General features: G+C 59.4%; 14 protein-coding genes and 6 tRNA genes. 12 read left to right on the plus strand and 8 right to left on the minus strand.

Going from position 1 to position 16,301, the window contains the following annotated elements:
• Positions 1-8: 8 nt before the first annotated feature.
• Positions 9-1,061, minus strand: coding sequence for an ATP-binding protein (locus tag JFT86_RS14640; RefSeq protein ID WP_201237208.1), 1,053 nt, complete (start codon positions 1,059-1,061; stop codon positions 9-11).
• Complete coding sequence (locus JFT86_RS14645; RefSeq protein WP_103307384.1) at positions 1,061-1,822, minus strand: response regulator; 762 nt, start codon at positions 1,820-1,822, stop codon at positions 1,061-1,063. The genes JFT86_RS14640 and JFT86_RS14645 overlap by 1 nt, the downstream gene beginning before the upstream one ends.
• Before the next feature lie 283 nt (positions 1,823-2,105).
• Between JFT86_RS14645 and pyrF the strand changes: the two genes are divergently transcribed.
• Positions 2,106-2,804, plus strand: a complete 699-nt coding sequence (gene pyrF, locus JFT86_RS14650) for an orotidine-5'-phosphate decarboxylase (RefSeq protein WP_201237209.1) — start codon at positions 2,106-2,108, stop codon at positions 2,802-2,804.
• Between the two features lie 125 nt (positions 2,805-2,929).
• On the opposite strand, the gene JFT86_RS14655 is transcribed toward pyrF, so the two are convergent.
• On the minus strand, positions 2,930-3,934 hold the full coding sequence (locus JFT86_RS14655; protein WP_201237210.1) for an NADP-dependent oxidoreductase: 1,005 nt from the start codon (positions 3,932-3,934) through the stop codon (positions 2,930-2,932).
• Positions 3,935-4,171: 237 nt separating this feature from the next.
• Here JFT86_RS14655 and JFT86_RS14660 point away from each other — a divergent pair, with 237 nt between their 5' ends.
• The 3 genes from JFT86_RS14660 (at position 4,172) to JFT86_RS14670 (ending at position 8,597) form a co-directional block, all read left to right on the plus strand.
• Positions 4,172-4,933, plus strand: coding sequence for an SDR family oxidoreductase (locus JFT86_RS14660; RefSeq protein WP_201237211.1), 762 nt, complete (start codon positions 4,172-4,174; stop codon positions 4,931-4,933).
• A gap of 187 nt (positions 4,934-5,120) precedes the next feature.
• Complete coding sequence (locus JFT86_RS14665) at positions 5,121-6,521, plus strand: PLP-dependent aminotransferase family protein (protein ID WP_201237212.1); 1,401 nt, start codon at positions 5,121-5,123, stop codon at positions 6,519-6,521.
• Positions 6,522-6,629: 108 nt separating this feature from the next.
• Positions 6,630-8,597 (plus strand): methyl-accepting chemotaxis protein, encoded by a 1,968-nt coding sequence (locus tag JFT86_RS14670; RefSeq protein WP_201237213.1) that lies wholly within the window; start codon positions 6,630-6,632, stop codon positions 8,595-8,597.
• 563 nt (positions 8,598-9,160) lie between these two features.
• On the opposite strand, the gene JFT86_RS14675 is transcribed toward JFT86_RS14670, so the two are convergent.
• Positions 9,161-9,919, minus strand: a complete 759-nt coding sequence (locus JFT86_RS14675) for a hypothetical protein (protein ID WP_201237214.1) — start codon at positions 9,917-9,919, stop codon at positions 9,161-9,163.
• A gap of 383 nt (positions 9,920-10,302) precedes the next feature.
• Between JFT86_RS14675 and JFT86_RS14680 the strand changes: the two genes are divergently transcribed.
• The 7 genes from JFT86_RS14680 to JFT86_RS14710 all read left to right on the plus strand — a co-directional run bounded on the left by JFT86_RS14680 (position 10,303) and on the right by JFT86_RS14710 (position 12,489).
• Positions 10,303-10,378, plus strand: a tRNA-Glu gene (locus tag JFT86_RS14680).
• A 2-nt stretch (positions 10,379-10,380) separates the two neighbouring features.
• Positions 10,381-10,456 (plus strand) — tRNA-Gly (locus JFT86_RS14685).
• 104 nt (positions 10,457-10,560) lie between these two features.
• Positions 10,561-10,636, plus strand: a tRNA-Glu gene (locus tag JFT86_RS14690).
• A gap of 3 nt (positions 10,637-10,639) precedes the next feature.
• Positions 10,640-10,715, plus strand: a tRNA-Gly gene (locus tag JFT86_RS14695).
• A 54-nt stretch (positions 10,716-10,769) separates the two neighbouring features.
• Positions 10,770-10,845 (plus strand) — tRNA-Glu (locus JFT86_RS14700).
• Positions 10,846-10,847: 2 nt separating this feature from the next.
• Positions 10,848-10,923: transfer RNA gene (locus JFT86_RS14705), tRNA-Gly, on the plus strand.
• 204 nt (positions 10,924-11,127) lie between these two features.
• The gene (locus tag JFT86_RS14710; RefSeq protein WP_201237215.1) at positions 11,128-12,489 is read left to right on the plus strand and encodes an MATE family efflux transporter; all 1,362 of its coding nucleotides are present in this window, start codon (positions 11,128-11,130) and stop codon (positions 12,487-12,489) included.
• A 54-nt stretch (positions 12,490-12,543) separates the two neighbouring features.
• On the opposite strand, the gene JFT86_RS14715 is transcribed toward JFT86_RS14710, so the two are convergent.
• The 3 genes from JFT86_RS14715 to JFT86_RS14725 form a co-directional block, all read right to left on the minus strand.
• Positions 12,544-13,182: a LysE family transporter gene (locus JFT86_RS14715; protein WP_201237216.1), complete on the minus strand. Its 639-nt coding sequence runs from the start codon at positions 13,180-13,182 to the stop codon at positions 12,544-12,546.
• 1 nt (position 13,183) lies between these two features.
• The gene (locus tag JFT86_RS14720) at positions 13,184-13,954 is read right to left on the minus strand and encodes a 2OG-Fe(II) oxygenase (protein WP_201237217.1); all 771 of its coding nucleotides are present in this window, start codon (positions 13,952-13,954) and stop codon (positions 13,184-13,186) included.
• Between the two features lie 90 nt (positions 13,955-14,044).
• On the minus strand, positions 14,045-14,671 hold the full coding sequence (locus JFT86_RS14725; RefSeq protein ID WP_201237218.1) for an alanyl-tRNA editing protein: 627 nt from the start codon (positions 14,669-14,671) through the stop codon (positions 14,045-14,047).
• Positions 14,672-14,761: 90 nt separating this feature from the next.
• On the opposite strand from JFT86_RS14725, the gene JFT86_RS14730 reads away from it, so the two are divergent.
• On the plus strand, positions 14,762-15,760 hold the full coding sequence (locus tag JFT86_RS14730; RefSeq protein WP_201237219.1) for a LysR family transcriptional regulator: 999 nt from the start codon (positions 14,762-14,764) through the stop codon (positions 15,758-15,760).
• A 96-nt stretch (positions 15,761-15,856) separates the two neighbouring features.
• On the opposite strand, the gene JFT86_RS14735 is transcribed toward JFT86_RS14730, so the two are convergent.
• Complete coding sequence (locus JFT86_RS14735) at positions 15,857-16,264, minus strand: PA2817 family protein (RefSeq protein WP_201237220.1); 408 nt, start codon at positions 16,262-16,264, stop codon at positions 15,857-15,859.
• Positions 16,265-16,301 lie beyond the last annotated feature (37 nt).

The raw sequence follows: 16,301 nt of genomic DNA on the forward strand, positions 1-16,301 counted from the left end.
TACACAGATCAAAAGATTCTTGGCAGGCGGATAATTGCGGTCAGGCCGCCACCCGGGGTTTCCTCCAGATTCAATTGCCCACCCAGACGCTGCGCCGCTTCCCGGGCGATGGTCATGCCCAGTCCCACACCGCCGGAATTGCGGTTGCGCGAACCCTCCAGGCGATAAAACGGCTCAAACACCGCTTCACGTTTGTCTTCGGCAATTCCGGGTCCATGGTCGATCACGCGGATCTGCAGTTGCTCGCGCTGATCCTGCAATTCAATGCGCGCCTGGCCGGCATAGCGCAGGGCGTTATCCATCAGGTTGTTGATGCACGAGCGCAGCGCCATCGGTTGCACGGGCAAAGGCGCGCAATGGCCGCTGACTTGCACGTCTGCGCCTTGATCCTGAGCGTTTTCGCACAGCGATTCGACCAGCGCCTGCACGTCCATCAGTTGTAGCGCTTCGCTGGTGCGTTGTTCGTGCAGGTAGGTGAGGGTGGCGTCGAGCATGCCGATCATGTCGTTGAGGTCCTGACGCATCTGACTTTGCAACTTGTCGTCGCTGATGTTTTCCAGACGCAGTTTCAGCCGCGACAGCGGTGTACGCAGATCGTGGGACACCGCGCCGAGCATGCGCGCGCGTTGCTGCACCTGTTCTTGAATGCGTTGTTGCATCAGGTTGAAAGTGTGCGCGGCTTGCCTTGCTTCCCTTGGGCCGGACTCATCGAGCGGGGGGCTGTCGAGGTTTTCGCTGAGGCGCTCGGCGGCGTCGCTAAGACGCTGGATCGGGCGGCTGAGCAGTTTGGCGCCGTACCAGGCAGCGATCATCAACGAGACGAATTGAAAGGTCAGCGGCACGATCGGCCCGCCAAACCAGGGGCGCGGCGGGCGTGGCGGATAGCGCGGGTCCGGGGGTGGTCGCTGGCCCTCGGCGTCTTGGGAAAACTCCGGCGGGGGTGGCGGCGGAGGTGGGCCGTAGTGATGGAACCAGGCGAAGGCCAGCAGGTGCGCCAGGACGATCGCCACGAACAGCACGCCAAACAGGCGGCCGAACAGCGTGTCGAAGCGCGCTCGCATCAGCCGATGTCCCTTGCGTCGAACAGATAACCCTCACCGCGGACGGTTTTGATCAGTTGTGGGGCTTTCGGATCGTCGCCAAGTTTTTGCCGCAGGCGCGAGACCAGCAAGTCGATGCTGCGATCGAAGGCTTCGATCGAGCGGCCACGGGCGGCGTCGAGCAACTGTTCGCGGCTGAGCACCCGGCGCGGGCGCTCGATGAACACCCAGAGCAGGCGGAATTCGGCGTTGGACAGCGGCACGACGAGGCCGTCGTCGGCGATCAGTTGGCGCAAGACACTGTTCAGGCGCCAGTTATCGAAGCGAATGTTGGCGCGTTGCTCGGTGCGATCGTCGCGCACCCGGCGCAGGATGGTCTGGATGCGAGCGACCAGTTCACGCGGTTCGAACGGCTTGGCCATGTAGTCATCGGCGCCCAGTTCCAGGCCGATGATGCGGTCGGTCGGTTCGCAGCGGGCGGTGAGCATCAGGATCGGGATGTCCGATTCGGCGCGCAGCCAGCGACACAGCGACAAGCCGTCTTCGCCGGGCAGCATCAGATCGAGCACGACCACGTCGAAATGTTCGGCCTGCATCGCCTGACGCATCGCCGCGCCGTCGGTGACGCCGCTGGCGTGAATGTTGAAACGCGCGAGGTAGTCGATCATCAGTTCACGGATCGGCACGTCATCGTCGACGATCAGGGCACGGATGCTCCAGCGCTTGTCGTCTTTGGGCTCATCAGTTGCGGTCGTTTGGGTGTTGTGCATGGGGCTGTTCATCTGCCAGTTGGCCGCCAACCACAAAGATGGGCTGCGAGGTGGTGGTTTCAGCATAGGCGTCCAGCCGAGAGGCGGGAAGTGCTGATGTAAGGACGTGTTGCGGCTGGCGAGGCTAGCGTGGGCGCTTGTTGGCGGCGTGTCGGTTGTGTATCCGGTTCGACACAATAGCAGCGAGCGCTATGCTGATCACGGTCGGGGCGACGATTTACCGATCATCGGGTGCCGCGCCGCCGCCGGTTCCGCTACAATGCGCGCCGATTTCGACTTGCCTGAGAGCCCATCCATGTCCGCCTGCCAGACTCCTATCATCGTCGCCCTGGATTTTCCCACCCGTGACGCCGCACTGAAGCTGGCCGACCAGTTGGACCCGAAACTGTGCCGGGTCAAAGTGGGCAAGGAATTGTTCACCAGTTGCGCTGCCGAGATCGTCGGCACCCTGCGTGACAAGGGTTTTGAAGTATTCCTCGACCTGAAATTCCACGACATTCCCAACACCACCGCGATGGCTGTAAAAGCCGCCGCTGAAATGGGTGTGTGGATGGTCAACGTGCACTGCTCTGGCGGTATGCGCATGATGGCGGCCTGCCGCGAGGTGCTGGACAAGCGCACTGGCCCTCAGCCATTGCTGATCGGCGTGACCGTGCTGACCAGCATGGAGCGTGAAGATCTGGCCGGTATCGGTCTGGATATCGAGCCGCAGGAGCAAGTATTGCGTCTGGCAGCACTGGCCGAGAAAGCCGGGATGGACGGTCTGGTGTGCTCCGCGCTGGAAGCCCAGGCCCTGAAAACCGCACACCCTTCGCTGCAACTGGTGACCCCGGGGATTCGTCCGGCGGGCAGCGCGCAGGACGATCAGCGCCGCATTCTGACCCCGCGTCAGGCGCTGGACGCCGGTTCCGATTATCTGGTGATCGGCCGTCCGATCAGCCAGGCGGCTGACCCGGCGCAGGCGCTGGCCTCCGTCGTCGCCGAAATCGCTTAAGCAAACACCGCAAAACCCTGTAGGAGTGAGCCTGCTCGCGAAAGCAGTCTGTCAGTCAACATTACCGTTGTTTGATAGACCGGTTTCGCGAGCAGGCTCACTCCTGCATTTGTTTTGTGCTGGTCTTAAATTTTGAGCACCAACTTGCCGAAGTTCTCGCCGCTAAACAATTTCATCAGCGTCTCCGGGAAGGTTTCCAGGCCTTCGACGATGTCTTCCTTGCTCTTGAGTTGTCCCTTGGCCATCCACCCGGCCATTTCCTGCGCGGCACTTGCGTACTGCGCCGCATAGTCCATCACCACAAAACCTTCCATGCGCGCACGATTGACCAGCAGCGATAGATAGTTGGCCGGGCCTTTGACCGCTTCCTTGTTGTTGTACTGGCTGATGGCACCGCAGATCACCACTCGCGCTTTCGGCGCCAGGCGACTCAGTACGGCGTCGAGAATCTCCCCGCCAACGTTGTCGAAATACACGTCCACGCCTTTCGGGCATTCACGCTTGAGCCCGGCCAGCAGGTCTTCGTTTTTGTAATCGATGGTGCCGTCGAAGCCCAGTTCATCAATCAGGTATTTGCATTTTTCCGCACCGCCGGCAATCCCGACCACGCGGCAGCCTTTGATCTTGGCGATCTGCCCGGCAATGCTGCCCACCGCACCCGCTGCACCGGACAGCACCACGGTGTCACCGGCCTTCGGTGCTCCGACGTCGAGCAAGGCGAAGTAGGCGGTCATGCCGGTCATGCCCAGCGCGGACAAGTAAACCGGCAGCGGCGCCAGTTTCGGATCGACTTTGTAGAAACCTCTGGGTTCGCCGAGGAAATAATCCTGCACGCCGATGGCGCCGTTGACGTAGTCCCCGACCGCAAACCCCGGATTGTTCGACGCGATGACTTTGCCTACGCCCAGGGCGCGCATGACCTCGCCGATACCGACCGGCGGAATGTAGGACTTGCCCTCATTCATCCAGCCGCGCATGGCCGGGTCGAGGGACAGATATTCGTTCTTGACCAGAATCTGGCCCGCCGTCGGTTCGCCCACCGGTACTTCCTGATAAGTGAAGGTCTCGCGGGTCGCAGCGCCCACCGGGCGCTTGGCGAGCAGGAACTGGCGATTGGTCTGGTTGGTCATGGCAGGCACTCGAATTGAATGAAGCCTTGTTGATAGACCTTCAGTGGCGATGTCGCAAGGTTGGCTGATGCGGCGAATGCACGCCGATCCAGTGCAGTGATAGTGACCGGCATTGGTTTATCACTGCAACGCATGGGGACCTAGACAGCCTTCTGATAGTGCTGACGCCCGCAGAGCCCCTGTGGCTATGCTGTTGCAGGCAAGCTCCCCTGCATCTATCCGTTCGAGGACATAACAATGAGCATGACGTTTTCCGGTCAGGTTGCCGTAGTCACCGGTGCCGCCAACGGCATTGGCCGGGCGACCGCCCAGGCATTCGCCGCCGAAGGCTTGAAAGTCGTGGTGGCCGATCTGGACGCCGCCGGGGGCGAAGGCACGGTGGCGCTGATTCGGACAGCCGGTGGCGAAGCGACCTTCGTGCGCTGCAACGTCACCGTCGAAAGCGAAGTGAAAAATCTGATGGACGAGGTGATCAGTACCTACGGTCGTCTCGACTACGCCTTCAACAACGCCGGGATCGAAATCGAGAAGGGCAAACTGGCCGAAGGCTCGATGGAGGAGTTCGACGCGATCATGGGCGTCAATGTCAAAGGCGTCTGGCTGTGCATGAAATATCAGCTGCCGCTGTTGTTGGCGCAGGGCGGTGGGGCGATCGTCAACACCGCCTCGGTGGCCGGGCTCGGTGCCGCGCCGAAGATGAGTATCTACGCGGCGTCGAAGCACGCGGTGATCGGTCTGACCAAATCGGCGGCCATCGAATACGCGAAGAAGAAAATCCGCGTCAACGCAGTGTGTCCGGCGGTGATCGACACGGACATGTTCCGTCGGGCCTACGAGGCCGATCCGAAGAAGGGCGAGTTCGCCAATGCCATGCACCCGGTCGGTCGTATCGGCAAGGTCGAGGAGATTGCCAGCGCAGTGCTGTACCTGTGCAGCGACGGTGCGGCATTCACCACCGGTCATTCGCTGGCGGTGGACGGTGGCGTTACCGCGTTCTGAACAATCTCGCTGGTAGAGGCCCGCATTCGTGCGGGCTTTTTTATGGGCCGTACTCAGTTCCCTTAAACGCCTAAACAATGTGTATCAAATGATTAGAACGGTCGCTTTTGGCGGCGTTGTCGCACAGCCTGTACGGCGCGGCTGTGATTAACTGCCGCCAGCAAAACGGACAGGAGTTTGCTTGCTCATGGAATTGAGAATTGATCGACAGGCAATGGTGCCTGTCGTGCAGCAGATTGTTGACGGATTGACTGAATGGATCCTGCAAAGCGGGGTGCCGCCGGCCACTCGGTTGCCCTCCGTTCGGCAAATCGCCAAGGGCAATCTGCTCAGTCAATCATGTGTCGTCGAGGCCTGCGAGCGGTTGGTATCGCAGGGCGTTCTGACCACGCGGCAGGGCGCAGGCTTTATCGTCGCAGCAGCGCCATCGAAGCTGGGCGAAGAGGCAGAATCGTTGCCGTTCGAGGGGCGGCATGCCTGGTGCGATGTGGTGTGCGGCGCTGCCAGCGGCTTGAGACTTGGCGCTGGCGGGTTGCCGGAGAGCTGGCGCGAGCCTGACGATCTCAGTTACGCCTTGCGTGAAGTGGCGCGCACCGACATGGCCAGTCTGTTCAACTACAGCACGCCCTTGGGGCTTCCTGCCTTGCGCGAGCAGATTGTCAAACGCCTCAAGCTATTCGGAATCGAAGCGCGAAGCATGCAATTGCTCAGCACTGGCGGCGCCAGCCACGCGCTCGATCTGATCGTTCGCACCTTGTTCAAGGCCGGCGACTGCGTGGTCGTCGAAGCCCCCGGTTATGCGCCGCTGTTCGATCTGTTGCGTCTGCATGGGATACGCATGCTTGAAGTGCGTCGCACGCCGAGCGGGCCGGATATCGAGGTGCTTGAAGCGTTGCTGCGTCAATTTCGGCCCGTCGCGCTGTTCATCAACAGTCACCATCACAATCCCACTGGCAGTTGCCTGACACCGGCGGTGGCCCAGCGCATCGTGCAATTGAGCAAGACCTATGATTTGCGCTTGATTGAAGACGATGTCTACGCGGACCTGCACACGGGCAACGGCACGCGTCTGGCCGCGCTGGACGATGAGGGGCGGGTGATTTATGTGGGCAGTTTTTCCAAGACGCTGAGCAGCTCGTTGCGAGTCGGGTTTGTCTTTGCCGACAGCGAGCTGGTCGCGCGCCTGGCTCAGGTCAAGATGATCAGTGGTCTGGGTGGCTCGAGGTTTTCCGAGGCCGTGCTGGCCAGCCTGATGGCGACAGGTGCCTATCGCAAACTGGTACAGCGCCAGCGGCAGCGCTTGAATGCCGATCGCGCCGCGGCGTTGCAGGCACTGGAGGACGCCGATTGGGAGATTTTCGGCAAACCCTGCGGTGGATTATTTATCTGGGCTCGTTCGCGGATGGCCGATCAGGCCTGGGTGCGCAGGCAGGCTCAACGCTGCGGTGTGCTGCTATCGGCCCCGGATGCGTTCAGTCCCAGTGATGAGGCCGGCGAGTGGTGCCGCATCAACGTGGCTTACGCCTGTGATCCACGTGCTCGGCTGTTTTTTCGCAATACCGGTGCGGATCGACCTCAAGTGTTCTGAAAACGACGCGAGCGTAGCTTTTTGCCATTATTCCGACGCCAGAGACTTGTGCTGTTTCATGGCCATTGCGACTCTTCGTCAACTGACTATGGCAGGGGACTACGCGCAATGATTTCGGCCGTGCAAGGACGTTTTGCCAACCTCGGTATGGCGAAAAAACTGGGTATCGGGTTTGTGCTGGTGCTGCTGTTGACGGCGCTGGTCGCGGCCATTGGCGTCTGGTCCCTGCAGACCATCAGTCAACGCTTCGACGGGCTCAAGCAGATGTCATCGCTCAACAGCGGTTTGCTCAAAGTGCGCCTGCTCGAACAGGAATATGCCTTGCGCGGTAATCCGAAAACCGCGGATGCCCTGCACGAAGGGGTCGATGGGCTCATCGCCCAGGCCAACGAACTCAAGGCGCAGTCGCCGGCAAATGTGCCGGTCATGACCGATGTCGAGCAGTCGCTGGGTGCCTATCGCAAGGCGTTCGATGAGTTCGTCTCGTTGACCCAGGCCAAGGATCTGGCGCTGGAAATGGCCAGTTGGTCGGTGTCCAGCGTCGCCAATAACCTTGACGTGTTGCAGGCCGGACTGGCCGATGACGGTGCTCATACCTTGAAGGACACCGAGGGCAAGGACGGCGCCCAGTTCATCGAACAGGCCGGTCAGGTCAGTCAGGTGTCGAGGCTGATGCTGCAAGCGATGAATGAAGCGCGGATTCGTCTGGATCAAAGCCGCAAAGGCGATGCCGACAGTGCCGGCAAGGGCAATATCGAACAGGCCGCACAGGCTCAGGCCCAGGCCGAAGCGCTGAAATCCATGGTCAAGGACGAGGGTTACCTGACGGTGCTCAATGAAGTCTCCGGGCACATCGCCGGTTTCAACGACAAACTGGCTGAGTACACCGGACTGCTGGCTCAGGAAAAGACTGTTTACGAACAGCTGCATCAGCGTGCATCAGAAGTGATGGACCGGGTCGATCAGGCTTACGTCGCCGAAGACGGGGCCATGCAGGCAGAACTGAAAAAGAACTCGGTGTTGATTCTCGGTTCTTCGGCGCTGGCATTGCTGGTCGGGCTGCTGGCCGCGTGGGTGATCACACGACTGATCGTCGCGCCGTTGCGCAGCGTGATCGAGGTCGCGCAACGGATTGCCGCCGGTGATTTGAGTGCCACCATAGACGTCAGTCGACGTGACGAGATTGGCCAGTTGATGTTGGCGATGCAGCAGATGGGTGCAGGGTTGAGCACGATTGTCAGTGGGTTGCAGGCTGGTATTGAACAACTGGCCAGTTCCGCGCAGTCGTTATCGGCGGTGACTGAGCAGACCAACCTTGAGGTCAGCAGTCAGAAGGAAGAAACCGAGCAAGTGGCCACGGCCATGAACCAGATGACCGCGACTGTCCACGATGTTGCGCGCAATGCCGAAGAGGCGGCGCTGGCGGCGCAGACGGCGGACGGCAAGGTCGAAAGTGGTCAGCAGGTGGTGCGCCAGAGCATGGCGCGGATCGAGCAATTGGCGGATTCGGCGACGTCAGCCAGTTCCAGCATCGAAAGCCTCAGTGCCGAAATCCAGAATATCGGTGCGGTGCTGGAGGTGATCAAAAGTGTCGCCGAGCAGACCAATCTGCTGGCGTTGAATGCGGCGATCGAGGCCGCGCGGGCCGGGGAGCAGGGCAGGGGCTTTGCGGTGGTTGCCGATGAGGTTCGCGCATTGGCTCGGCGTACGCAGCAATCGACCGAGGAGATCGAGCGGTTGGTCAGTGCCTTGCGTTCGGCGGCCCATTCCTCGGTGCAGCAGATTCAGAGCAGTGGCGAGTTGGTGAAGCTGGCGGTGAGTGATGCGCTACAGACGGAAAGCGCGTTGGGGAGTATTGCGGCGGCGGTGTCGTTGATTCAGCAGATGAATCAGCAGATTGCGGCGGCGGCCGAGGAGCAGAGTTCGGTGGCGGAGGAGATCAATCGCAGTGTGACGAGTATTCGTGCGAGTGCGGATCAGTCTTCGATTGCGATGCGTGGGAATGCGGCTTCGAGTATTGAGCTGGCGCAGTTGGGGAGTGAGTTGCGGGGGATGGTTGGGCATTTTCGGCTTTGACGCTTTTGACTTGGCGGCCTTTGGGCCGACCATGTTCTTGGGGGTTGGGGTGTATATCCGTTTTTTGGGTGATGGCGGCTTAGGGTTCCGCCCTTACGGCGGGTCACTTTTGGCAGACGCCCCAAAAGTAACCAAAAGGGCTTTACCCTGACGTACGGCCCTCGCTTAGGCTCGGGTTCCTTCGTTCCGGGATTGATCCGGGCGCATCGCCTACGGTTTGCTTCGCTGCACCTCCTCTCGATGCATTTGGCTGCGCCAAACGGTCGCTGCGCTCCCACCCCCGGATCAATCCCTTCACTCAGCCTGCCGACGGGCCTTTTAGATCAAAAGCGGTACTCGAGCTAACGCTCATTGTGTTGAGTGGGGCGGCATGCGCCGCGTTTGGGGGGGGGCTTTTTTTTGTGGGAGCTGGTTTGCCAGCGATGGCAGCCTGACAGCTGACCAGTCTTTGGCGGATGTACGCATCCCCTGTAGGAGCTGCCGAAGGCTGCGATCTTTTGATCTTCTCAGGCACCTGCCCACCAAAAAGCCACCTCTCGGTGGCTTCTCTTCAGCATCTGTAATCAGTCGTAGATGACTTTCTTCTTCCAGTCCGCATCCGCCTCAACATCCTTGAGGCCGGCGGTCAGTTGGTTCTCTTCGCCTTCAACGGGTGCGATTTTGTCCATGACCTGGGCGTTGGCTCGGGCGAGGAGTTTTTCCAGGTATTGCAGTTGTTCGGAGTAGATCTGCGGGTCTTGCTGTTTGCGCAGGTATTGCACGCCGCGTTCGAAGGCGAGGCGGGCCTGGCCGGGTTGGTTTTGTTGCAGGGACTGTTGGCCGAGGTTGTTGAAGAACTCGATGTGCAGCAGTACCAGAATGTGGCGGACTTCTCGAACCCAGTGTTTGGCTTCGTTCGGTGGCAGGAAGCCGTCATGGGCGGCGCGGGTGATCTGGCCGTGCAGGGCTTCGAGCAGGAAGCGTACGTCTTTGGCTTTGGCTTCGGTCAGGATCGGCGCGGGCGGGTTGTTCACCGGGATTGATTCGCCCTGGGCGACCAGTGCGTTCAGTTCGCCGATGCGTGCCTTGGTGGTTGCGCTGGTTTTCTCAAGGTTCAGCAGGCGCTGGCAAACGTTGAGTTCCAGGCGGGTCAGCAGCAACTTGAGTGGCGGGGTCATGAACTGGCCGGGGAATGTTTCGGTCAGTTCGCCACAGCGGCGCAGGCGGTCGTTGAGTTCGACTTTGGTGCGGGCCTTCTCCAGTTTGCTGTTTTCCACCACATGGTTCATGTAGCCAATGGCGATCAGAATTGCGATCCCGGCTATGACTAGCAGGGTGATCATGAGTGGTGTCACCGGTAAGACCTCTTTATAGGGTTCGCATGCGAGTGTAGTGGCTGGGCATTTAGGCGCCTAGCGCCGCTCGACGAGTTGGATCGGCTGGTCAATCTGTATCGGCCGCGTGCTGCTTATATGAATGCTGGCGCTTGATGTGCAGATTGCCATCACTGTGCGGTGGACTATAACGTCTTGGCGACTGCCGGAATATAGGCGTCAGACTTCGGGCGACGGAAAAGCCCGGTCAGGCCCGTAAAGCAGATCGAAGTCATTGATTTAAATAAATTTATATCAGGGGGTTGACGACCTCTCAATCCATCCATAGAATGCGCGCCACTTGCAGCGTAAAGCACACAGCGAAGCGCGGCAGGGAGTGAATGTTGTAGTGTGTCCCCTTCGTCTAGTGGCCTAGGACACCGCCCTTTCACGGCGGTAACAGGGGTTCGAGTCCCCTAGGGGACGCCAATGCGGGAATAGCTCAGTTGGTAGAGCACGACCTTGCCAAGGTCGGGGTCGCGAGTTCGAGTCTCGTTTCCCGCTCCAATTTTAAACAGCACTGCTTTCGGGCGGGGCTGAGTGAAACCAGAACCAAGTCTTCGGATACGGATCTGGACACCGAAACACACACCATGTGTTCCGGGTAGCGTGTCCCCTTCGTCTAGTGGCCTAGGACACCGCCCTTTCACGGCGGTAACAGGGGTTCGAGTCCCCTAGGGGACGCCATTTGCGGGAATAGCTCAGTTGGTAGAGCACGACCTTGCCAAGGTCGGGGTCGCGAGTTCGAGTCTCGTTTCCCGCTCCAAATTCAAAAGCGCCGCTCAGTGAGCGGCGTTTTTATTAGTGAAAGTTGTAGCCTGTCCCCTTCGTCTAGTGGCCTAGGACACCGCCCTTTCACGGCGGTAACAGGGGTTCGAGTCCCCTAGGGGACGCCATTGCGGGAATAGCTCAGTTGGTAGAGCACGACCTTGCCAAGGTCGGGGTCGCGAGTTCGAGTCTCGTTTCCCGCTCCAAATTCACAAAAACGCCGCTCAGTGATGAGCGGCGTTTTTGTTTGTGCGTTTTTTGTGTTTCTGCCCGCTGTTACAAATCTCCTACAGCGAAACCGAAAAATCCGGAAACGTCCGACAGCCAGCGCAAGGTTGATTCTGGGATAACGATCCCGTCGTCGGCTCCCTTGGTCGACCCTGTCTATCGCCTTTCAGGATCTCCTCTTAATGTCATTGATATCTACATCTCGTGGTGCGCTGCCCGAGGTTCGTGCAACGGCGCTTCTGGCGCTGCCGTTGGTCGTGGGGCACGTATGTGCCGGATTGATTGCCTTCGTCGACAATCTCATCGCCGGCAATCACGGCACAGACACTTTGGCCGCGGTGACGCTGGGCACAGCGCTGTTGTGGCTGCCGATGCTGGTGCCGATCGGTACGTTGATCGCCCTGACTGCATCGGTGGCGCGCTTGTCTGGCGCTGATCGTCTGTCCGAGGTTGGACCGATTTTTCGCCAGGCTTTGTGGCTGGCGTTGTTGATGGGCCTGCTGATGTTTGTCTTCTTGAGTATCGCACCCGTGCTGCTGGCGCCCGCCGGGATCGCCGAGGAGATGATTCCCGGGGCGCAGGCCTTTTTGCACGCGGTGCGTTGGGGGAGTCCGGCGCTGACGTTGTTTTTCTGCATGCGCTATTTATGCGAAGGGATGCACTGGATGCGCCCGACGATGATTTTCAGCTTCGGCGGGCTGTTGATTCTGGCGCCTCTGGGGTATGTGCTGACCAACGGCAAGCTGGGGTTTCCCGAGTTGGGCGCGCAAGGCTTGGGCATCGCATCAGCGGTGATGATGTGGCTTCAGGCACTGCTGTTTGCCGGGTATCTCTGGTACGGCAAGCGTCTCGCGCATTTGCAGCTGTTTGCCCGCTTCGATCCGCCATGTCGTGCGGCAATCGCTGATTTGTTGAGGACTGGCATGCCGATTGGCATTGCCATTCTGATGCAGGGCAGTCTGTTTATTGTTACTTCGTTGTTGATTGGGCGGCTGGGATCGACTTTTCTTGCGGCACATCAGATTGCGGTGAACCTGGCTCAGTTGTGTTTCATGATCCCGGTGGCCGTGGCGGAGGCGACGACCGTACGCGTCGGACATGCGCTGGGGCGCGGCGATTTCAAGGGTGTCCGGCAGGCCGCATGGGCGGGGTGTGTCATCGTCCTCGCGGCCCAAAGTGCATCGGTGCTGATTCTGTTGTTGGGCAATGAAGCGATCGCCGGTTTGTACAGTTCGGACCTTGCCGTGACCGCATTGGCCTCGACGCTGTTGTTGTATGCCGCAGCGTTGCAGTTTCCCGATGGCTTGCAGATGTTGTCCGCCGGCGCGTTGCGCGGTTTGCAGGACACTCGCATCCCCATGTGGATCGCGGTCTTTTGCTATTGGGGAGTGGGCGTACCCCTGGGTGTCGGATTGGCGTTTGGCCTGGAATGGGGGCCGCAAGGCATCTGGTCGGGTCTGATCACTGCGCTGACGCTGGCAACCGTATTGATGGGCGCGCGGTTTATCCATAGCAGTCGAGTCAGGCTGGCGACCGGCAGTTGAAACGAAAAAGGCCCGCCGATGAAAGTCGGCGGGCCTTTTGCGTTGCGGCTCAAATTACCAGGACAGCATCAGTCGACCGGCAAACAGAATCAGCACCACACCCATCGTACGTTCAAACCAGTGGCCCATGCGCATGAACAGCAAGCGCACTTTGTTGCTGGAGAAAAACAGCGCGACGATCACGAACCACAATGCGTTCACAAAGCACATCCACAAGCCGTAGAGCGCCTGGATCTGCAGCGGCGTAGTGGCGCTGATGATCGTGGTGAAGATCGCCAGGAAAAACAGCGTGGCTTTGGGGTTGGTGGCGTTGGTCAGAAAACCGGTGCTGAAGGCTTTGAACAAGGTTTGTTCGGCCATCGGCGCGTCGGTGCCTTTGTCTCCTTCGAGTGTCGATTTCGGTTTGCTGCGCAACAGGCTGACGCCCAGGTACAGGATGTAGGCGCCGCCAATGACCTTGGCGACCGTCAGCAACCATGGGGTGGTGTGCATCAATGCGCCGACGCCGAGCAACGTATAGAGAACGTGCACGGAAATCCCCGCGCCGATGCCCAGCGCCGTGCAGATTCCCACCAGTCGGCCGAAGCGCACGCTCTGGCGAATGGTCACGGCGAAGTCCGGGCCGGGAGCGACCACGGCGAGGAAATGAATGGTGGCCAGCGCCAGAAACTCGCCCAGGTAATTCGATAACATCTCAGCTCCAGAAAGTCAGGGGTGAAGCATTGCCGCGATAGCCGACAAAGAAGGACAGGCTCAGGCGCGGATCCGCCACACCCGGCGTCACCGAGTGCATGCAGCGCGAATTGAACATGATGAAGTCGCCCGGTTCGGGCCGCACTTCCAGGGTGGGCGGGCCGAGCAGCGCCGGGTCGATGCCGTAACTGTCGCCACGCATTTCGTCGAACTGATCCGGGGTAATGTCGTCGTCCCACATTTGCAACGCGCCGCCCTCGGTGGGCATGTTCAGGTAGACGTTGCAGGCGAACTGCGCTTCGAGGCTGCGCGCCTGAAAGCTCTCCGGCGCGTCCTTGGCAAAAATGTCGTGATGGGCAAGGAAGCACACGCCGGGTTTCACCACGCGTGACAGGCCGACATACATTTTGCGCCCGTAGAGGTTTTCCAGATGCGCACCGGCCGGCCAGGATTCGTCGAGCATGCAGCGCAGTGTGTCGACCGGCGAGGAGTAGGGCGCACAGCGATTGCGTAATTCGGCGATGTTGCTGGTGGCGCGTTCAAAGTAATCCTCGATCAACAGCGGCTGGTTTTCCGCCTCATAAAACGCCATGCCGATACGGCCGATACTCGGTGCGTTGATGTAGCCCTCAAAGCCTGGAGCGAGAATCTTGTCGCCAATCTGGATCGCCAGCGGTTCAGGCAAAAAGCCTTTGACGCGGATGGCGAGGACTTCTTCGTTGGCCAGTTTTTTTATGCACGTCTCATCGAGACGCTCGACGTCTAGCATCATGTTATTTAGGTCCATCTATCGATAGTCAACGGAACCGGCGAGCGCGGTTCCCCCGGCGCCGGACGCTGCGCAAGACAGCGTCCGAAATGCTCAATCCACGCTGTAGTGGACGGATAACGTGCCTTTCTTCTGCGAAAGGGACGCGATCGTGACTGTGCCAAGATCCTTCAGGCTACGTACATGGGTGCCACCGCAGCCGTAGGCCGGGAGTTCACCGAAGCCGATTTCCCGCGCGCCTTCACGCAGCGAGGTCAGGCGCGGCAGATCGTGCTCGATCCACTCACTGATGCCGTGTTGAACGGTGTGAGCGTCAACTTCCTGAGCGGCGTCACCCGGCTTGAATTGCACCCGGCCTTCGTCCGGCCAGTGATGCGCCTTGATCGGCGTCCAGCCCAACGCTTGTACGAAATGGCCGATCAGGTGCCCGGCCGAGTGCATGCGCGTGTTGAAGCAGCGACGCTGTTCATCGATGCGGATCATGGTCATACCGAGTTTCACCGGACGGTCGACGAAGTGGACTATCCGATCCGGTTCCTGGACGACGCGCAGTACCTGGCTTTCGCCGATCCAGCCGGTATCGCAGGGTTGTCCGCCACCTTGCGGATGAAACAGCGTGGCGCGGAGCACTACGGCAAATTCGTTCTCGTGGGGCGTGCAGTCGAGGACTTCCACATTGGCCTTGAGGTCATCACTATGGAAAAAGAGGCGAAGCGTCATATTCCATGCCCTTATTAAAGTTTCTATTTTTATTATATGAATCGTGTAATAACGTGATAATCCGTTCAAACATCAAAGGACTTGTGCGCTGTGAGCATAAATCTCCCGCTACCCCTGCTCGGCGAGATGGCGATTTTCGTCAAGGTCGTGGAGACCGGCAGCTTCTCTGAAGCGGCTCGACAGCTCGGATCTTCGCCATCGGCGGTGAGTCGCAGCATTTCGCGATTGGAAAAAGCCTTGGCCACGCGCTTACTCCAGCGCACCACGCGCAAGCTGCGCCTGAGTGATGGCGGCGAAGAGGTGTTCAAGCGCTGTCAGGAGATGGTCAGTGCGGCCAAGTCAGTGATGGAGATCAGTGGCCAATTCACCCATGAAGCCGAAGGGCTGGTGCGGGTCAGTGTGCCGAAGGCGGTGGGGCGTTTTGTCATTCATCCGCATATGCCTGAATTTTTGCGCCGTTATCCCAAGGTCGATGTCGAGCTGCTCCTCGAGGATCGGCAGGTCGATCTGATTGACGATCATGTCGATCTGGCGATCCGCATTACTGATCGCCCTCCGGCCGGGCTGGTCGGGCGGCAGTTGCTGACCATCGATCATTTGCTCTGCGCCACCCCGCAATACCTGGCCGAACACGGCACGCCGACGCATCCACATGATTTGCTCAATCACAGCTGCATCTATCTGGGCGAAACCCCGAGCGATGCGCGCTGGAAATTCAAAAAGGGCAGTAAAGCGGTGACGGTTGGCGTTCGCGGTCGCTATGCCGCCAACCACACGGGTGTGCGCCTGGGCGCGGTGCTGCAACACATCGGTATTGGCAGCCTGCCGTATTTCACGGCGCGTTATGCGCTGGAGCAGAAGTTGGTGGTGCAGGTGTTGCCGGACTGGACGTTTCTGGCGTCCTACCACGGCGGGCTCTGGTTGTTGCATTCGCCGACGCGTTATTTGCCACCGAAGCTGCGGGTGTTTATCGATTATCTGGTGGAGTGCCTGGAGAAAGAACCGACCCTGAGCAAACCGGGAAAGTCGGGTGGCGTGATCAACGCCGCGATGGCGTATGAATTGCCGGAAAGTGAAGGACTGCTTTAAAGCAAAAGATCGCAGCCTTCGGCAGCTCCTACATGGAATACAAAACCTGTAGGAGTTGCCGAAGGCTGCGATCTTTTGATCTTCAAACCTGAAAAATCAGTGCTTGCTGTCTTGGGCGGACATCGCCAGCAGTTGTTTTTCCTGATTCCAGTCGAACGGTTCATCGTTCTGTTCGGCTTCGTAACGACGCTCTTCCAGTGCCTGATACATGTCGATTTCTTCATCGGGCAGGTAATGCAGGCAGTCGCCAGCGAAGAACCACAACAGATCCCGCGGGACCAGGTGCGCAATTTGCGGGTAGCGGGTAATCACTTGAGTCAGGATGTCCTGGCCCAGGTATTGGCTTTCGATCGGATCGATCGGCAGGGACGCCAGCAGTTCGTCGAAGCGCTCCAGGAACAAGGCATGGCTTTCTTCGGGAACCTGTTCGGCCTCACCTACGGCGACCAGGATACTGCGCAGATGGTCGAGCAAAACCAGATGATCGGCAACGACGTTGGACACGAGATAAGTCCTCAAGAGCAAAACGGGCGCAGGAGTA

It is taken from the genome of Pseudomonas sp. TH06 (assembly GCF_016651305.1).
Taxonomy (GTDB): Bacteria; Pseudomonadota; Gammaproteobacteria; order Pseudomonadales; family Pseudomonadaceae; genus Aquipseudomonas.

Coding starts and splice junctions, on each gene's coding strand:
- JFT86_RS14640 (WP_201237208.1), bottom strand. CDS start 1,061: ATGCGAGCGCGCTTCGACACGCTGTTCGGCCGCCTGTTTGGCGTGCTG.
- JFT86_RS14645 (WP_103307384.1), bottom strand. CDS start 1,822: ATGAACAGCCCCATGCACAACACCCAAACGACCGCAACTGATGAGCCC.
- pyrF (WP_201237209.1), top strand. CDS start 2,106: ATGTCCGCCTGCCAGACTCCTATCATCGTCGCCCTGGATTTTCCCACC.
- JFT86_RS14655 (WP_201237210.1), bottom strand. CDS start 3,934: ATGACCAACCAGACCAATCGCCAGTTCCTGCTCGCCAAGCGCCCGGTG.
- JFT86_RS14660 (WP_201237211.1), top strand. CDS start 4,172: ATGAGCATGACGTTTTCCGGTCAGGTTGCCGTAGTCACCGGTGCCGCC.
- JFT86_RS14665 (WP_201237212.1), top strand. CDS start 5,121: ATGGAATTGAGAATTGATCGACAGGCAATGGTGCCTGTCGTGCAGCAG.
- JFT86_RS14670 (WP_201237213.1), top strand. CDS start 6,630: ATGATTTCGGCCGTGCAAGGACGTTTTGCCAACCTCGGTATGGCGAAA.
- JFT86_RS14675 (WP_201237214.1), bottom strand. CDS start 9,919: ATGATCACCCTGCTAGTCATAGCCGGGATCGCAATTCTGATCGCCATT.
- JFT86_RS14710 (WP_201237215.1), top strand. CDS start 11,128: ATGTCATTGATATCTACATCTCGTGGTGCGCTGCCCGAGGTTCGTGCA.
- JFT86_RS14715 (WP_201237216.1), bottom strand. CDS start 13,182: ATGTTATCGAATTACCTGGGCGAGTTTCTGGCGCTGGCCACCATTCAT.
- JFT86_RS14720 (WP_201237217.1), bottom strand. CDS start 13,954: ATGATGCTAGACGTCGAGCGTCTCGATGAGACGTGCATAAAAAAACTG.
- JFT86_RS14725 (WP_201237218.1), bottom strand. CDS start 14,671: ATGACGCTTCGCCTCTTTTTCCATAGTGATGACCTCAAGGCCAATGTG.